This window comes from Terrimonas sp. (assembly GCF_003075435.1).
Classification (GTDB): domain Bacteria; phylum Bacteroidota; class Bacteroidia; order Chitinophagales; family Chitinophagaceae; genus Agriterribacter.
Genome location: NZ_QCZJ01000062.1, coordinates 1 through 3,677, shown reverse-complemented (window position 1 = coordinate 3,677; position 3,677 = coordinate 1). Strand labels below are relative to the sequence as shown.

General features: G+C 40.9%; 2 protein-coding genes. One reads left to right on the top strand and one right to left on the bottom strand.

Annotation, left to right across the window (positions count from 1 at the left end; genetic code table 11):
• Positions 1 to 236: 236 nt before the first annotated feature.
• Positions 237 to 1,523 (bottom strand): thioredoxin domain-containing protein, encoded by a 1,287-nt coding sequence (locus DC498_RS25755; RefSeq protein ID WP_116876998.1) that lies wholly within the window; start codon positions 1,521 to 1,523, stop codon positions 237 to 239.
• A gap of 1,159 nt (positions 1,524 to 2,682) precedes the next feature.
• Here DC498_RS25755 and DC498_RS25745 point away from each other — a divergent pair.
• Positions 2,683 to 3,677: hypothetical protein (locus tag DC498_RS25745; protein ID WP_116876996.1), on the top strand; the 995-nt coding region annotated here is incomplete at its 3' end.

Here is a 3,677-nt window from a genome sequence, read left to right as displayed (position 1 = left end):
TCTGCATGGTTTTTGAAAAGTTTGATTCAAAACCTTTGTAGCATTTGATTACCAAAACATGAATATATACTGATTTTTATCAGAATATCATCGAAACTGAGTTAAACAGCAAGCCCTATGTAGTTCATCTGATATTGGATGGATACTGTTCAGCATTGTTAAAAGAGGTTCTCTATAGAGTATTTATAATACCTGTAATGTTTTAGAATAAAAAGCATGCATCCGCATGGCTTACATTACCTGTCTCTAACCACAAATACCTCCAGTTCCCTTTCGGTTTTTACCAGTTTCAACCCATACTGTTGCAATTGCTTTTGTATGGCATCAAAGGTTTTAAAGCCATTGGTAAACATGATATCTATGTTGTTGTTGATCCCCGTTTCATTTACCACGGGAAATTTTACGGCATCACAATTATTTAATCTGGCTACAACATAATGAACCGGTGCATTTTTGAGATAAGGATTGTTTTCACTGAACAGCCTTATTTCCGTTTCACCGCCTTTACTTATTAGTAGTTTTGTTTTACCTGTAGGGCGAAGTGCATAGCAGGGTAAGTTTCGCCATTCCATACGTCCTTGATACCCTGAACTATGATCAATTTCTTCCAGCATGCTGCAATATAAGTTTGCTGCATGCCTGGCAGGAAGAATTAGTTCAACAGAGTTCATATTGCTTTTTTGCCATACATTTCTTGCGCTTTCTTCTGCAGGCGCTGGCAGCAGTGTGGAGTCAATGTTTTTAGTATCCACAATAAACCTGTTTTCAGTAAAACCCGGGTGCAGTTCCCTGAGAATAGAAATATACATTTCCCGAAGGCTCATATTGGTCATCGCTCTTCCCCTAAGCGTATCACCTGCATAGTGCAGCCGGTTTCCCGATCCAAGCCCTTCAAACCAGCCTTTAATAAATATCCGGTAGGAGCGTAGTTGTGTTTGAGGAAGATCCGGATTAGTGAATAGCGGTCGGTTTTTATCCTGGTCCATTTTCATTATAATAGGCTTGGTAATTCCTTTTAATAAACTGCGGATATGCTCCTGTGTTACTTCGTCCGCGCTTGTAAATGCCAGTACTTTACCCTCATCGTTAAGCCATACATAATGCGGAACAATATTATGCGTAAACATTTTGTCAAGTATCGTATCCTGTTCAATGGAGGCAAGGGATAGCGGTTTACCATATCTCGCGTTCCATTTGCCGAAAAACTGTTTGATCTTTGTGGAATCATCCATTGTGTTTTTTGCATTCACGAGGAGGAATTGCACATCGCCTGCAAACTCCGCCTGCAGTTTTTCAATTTTAGGAAACACTTTAATACAGGAACTGCACCAGGTTGCCCAGAAATCAAGGATGGTGATCTTGTAGCGTTTATCCGGCAGCTTTCCTTCATGGTTCACAGCGCCAGTTGAATAATGAAATATCGTTTCCGGTAATATATCGCCAATTTTAAGAGAAGTAATCTGTCCATTTAATGAGAATACGGGCCCGCACAGCAACACTGCCATAATGAATTTGTAAAGCATCTGAAATAGTTTGATGAATAAATTAGCGGCAACCCTGCGGAAGGTTGCCTGTATCAGTCATCTTGCGGATTTTTCCTGAAGAAATACAAAACTGGAATTATCGGGTTGGATGAAAAAACAAGAAAATGGATAAATTATTTAAAAGGGCACTTCAAAACAGCAAATTTTATGAACTGCTTTGTACTTATTCTTTTACCGACGAATACGCTCATCTGGCCGAAATGATCTCCTGATAGTTTTTACACTACAGGAGAACACTTATTTTTGCTACGGTTTTTCATAGGATATTGGATTTAAAACGGGGAGCATTTCTATGCACCCTTTTTTATTTATATACACCAGGTGGGTTTACTTTTCAGTTTCCTCATTACGATCGTAGTTTCCCGATAAGTGTCAATGCTACACTACAGCACAATTACAAGTTGTTCTATTTTTCAATGTTGGTATGGTTTGTTTCTTTGTGCAACAAATCCAATAATCCCTAACCGAAAACCGGCTTTAAACCCTAAGCCCTAACCATGAGATCACTTAATCCATATCCTGGAAAAGCAATTGTCCTGAAACCGTTCAACAAAGGCATTGCAGCAGCGCCACAGCAATGTGGCGTTGTTTTTTATGATAGGTCGTGAAACTTCAACACATCATCTTATTACTTGCTATTAGTACCTGCACGGAACTGGATGCAAGCGGCCGGTAGTATATAAAACAGCATCGGAAAAAAATATCACTCAGCAAACTGCCGCATGGTTAAAAATGTATCGGATGAAATTACGGTTAATAAAGTGCTCAGGCTGGGACTTGGGCCCTGCAGTACCTGTAAACCGTCACAAAGCTATGGCAAAACAAAAAGTACGCACAAAGTGCAGGGACCTGATAAAGGTGCTCAACGTAAAGGAAAAAACAAAATTCTCATTTATCGCCAACACTTTCAGGGCGATGTTCGACAGAGCGCCATCGCTGCCAGATTACACTTATGAAGCAGCCGGGTTTTTGTGTATTGTTTCTAAGTGGTTGTACTTGCAACGTGTGATATATATGCAAAAGTTATCCACATTCACAATAATTTCATTGATAATGTCCGAAAATATTTTGTTTTTATTTCTTTTTTGTCAACATTCGTTAACGATTTGTAAAATACCGGCAGACCTGACCCAAAACAATGAGAATATTTTTATCTGTTGTACTTATTGCCTATAGTATTGTATTGTACGCGCAGGATAGCAGTAGCCATGCCGTTATTGAAGTTCCGGGAAAATATATCAGCAGCGTTGATGATAAAATCAATTCCCTCGACAGGCAGCTCAGCAGGCAAACAGATAAGTATTTAAACAGTCTTTCCAAACAGGAGCAAAAGCTGAAAAAACAGCTTGCTAAAATAGATTCCTCCAAAGCCGCAGAAATATTCGGGGATATAAAAAAGAACTACGAGAACCTCTCTGACAAATTAAATAATGCCACCGGTAAATTTGATAAGCTCACTTCCGGGGAATTTATGGCAGGTCTTGATTCGTTACAAGGATCGCTTGCCTTCTTAAAAGATGCCGCAAATATTGTTTCCAAAACCAAAGATATCCGGCAAAAGCTTGGCAACTCGCTTAACCAGGCAAACCAGCTGCAACACAAGCTGAAAGAAGCAGGCGATATACAAAGCTACCTGCAAAGCAGGCAGCAGCAGATCAGAGAGCTCCTGTCTCAATATACTGATCTGCCCAAAAGTGTAAGCAAATATTTTGGCAGGTATCAACAGGATGTTTTTTATTACTCGCAGCAAATTAAATCTTACCGGGAAGTTTTGAACGACCCGGATAAGCTGGTAAGAAAGATCCTTTCCACGCTGCAAACAATACCCACATTTTCAAAATTTTTCAGCCGCTACAGTATGCTGGCTTCCCTGTTTCCGCAACCGGAGAGCTACGGCACACCATCCGCCCTTTCAGGCTTGCAAACCCGGGCGGATGTGCAGCAGTTGATGCAGCAGCAAATTGCCATGCCTGCCGCTAACGGAGCTAATGCAAACCCTGCCGGGTACCTGCAGCAGCAGATGCAGCAGGCGCAGGGTGAGCTAAGCAAGCTGAAAGACAAGCTGAACCAGTTGGGCATAAATGGTGGCGGCAGCAGTGATATGGTGATGCCAGACTTTAAACCGAACAATCA

Coding starts and splice junctions, on each gene's coding strand:
- DC498_RS25755 (WP_116876998.1), bottom strand. CDS start 1,523: ATGCTTTACAAATTCATTATGGCAGTGTTGCTGTGCGGGCCCGTATTC.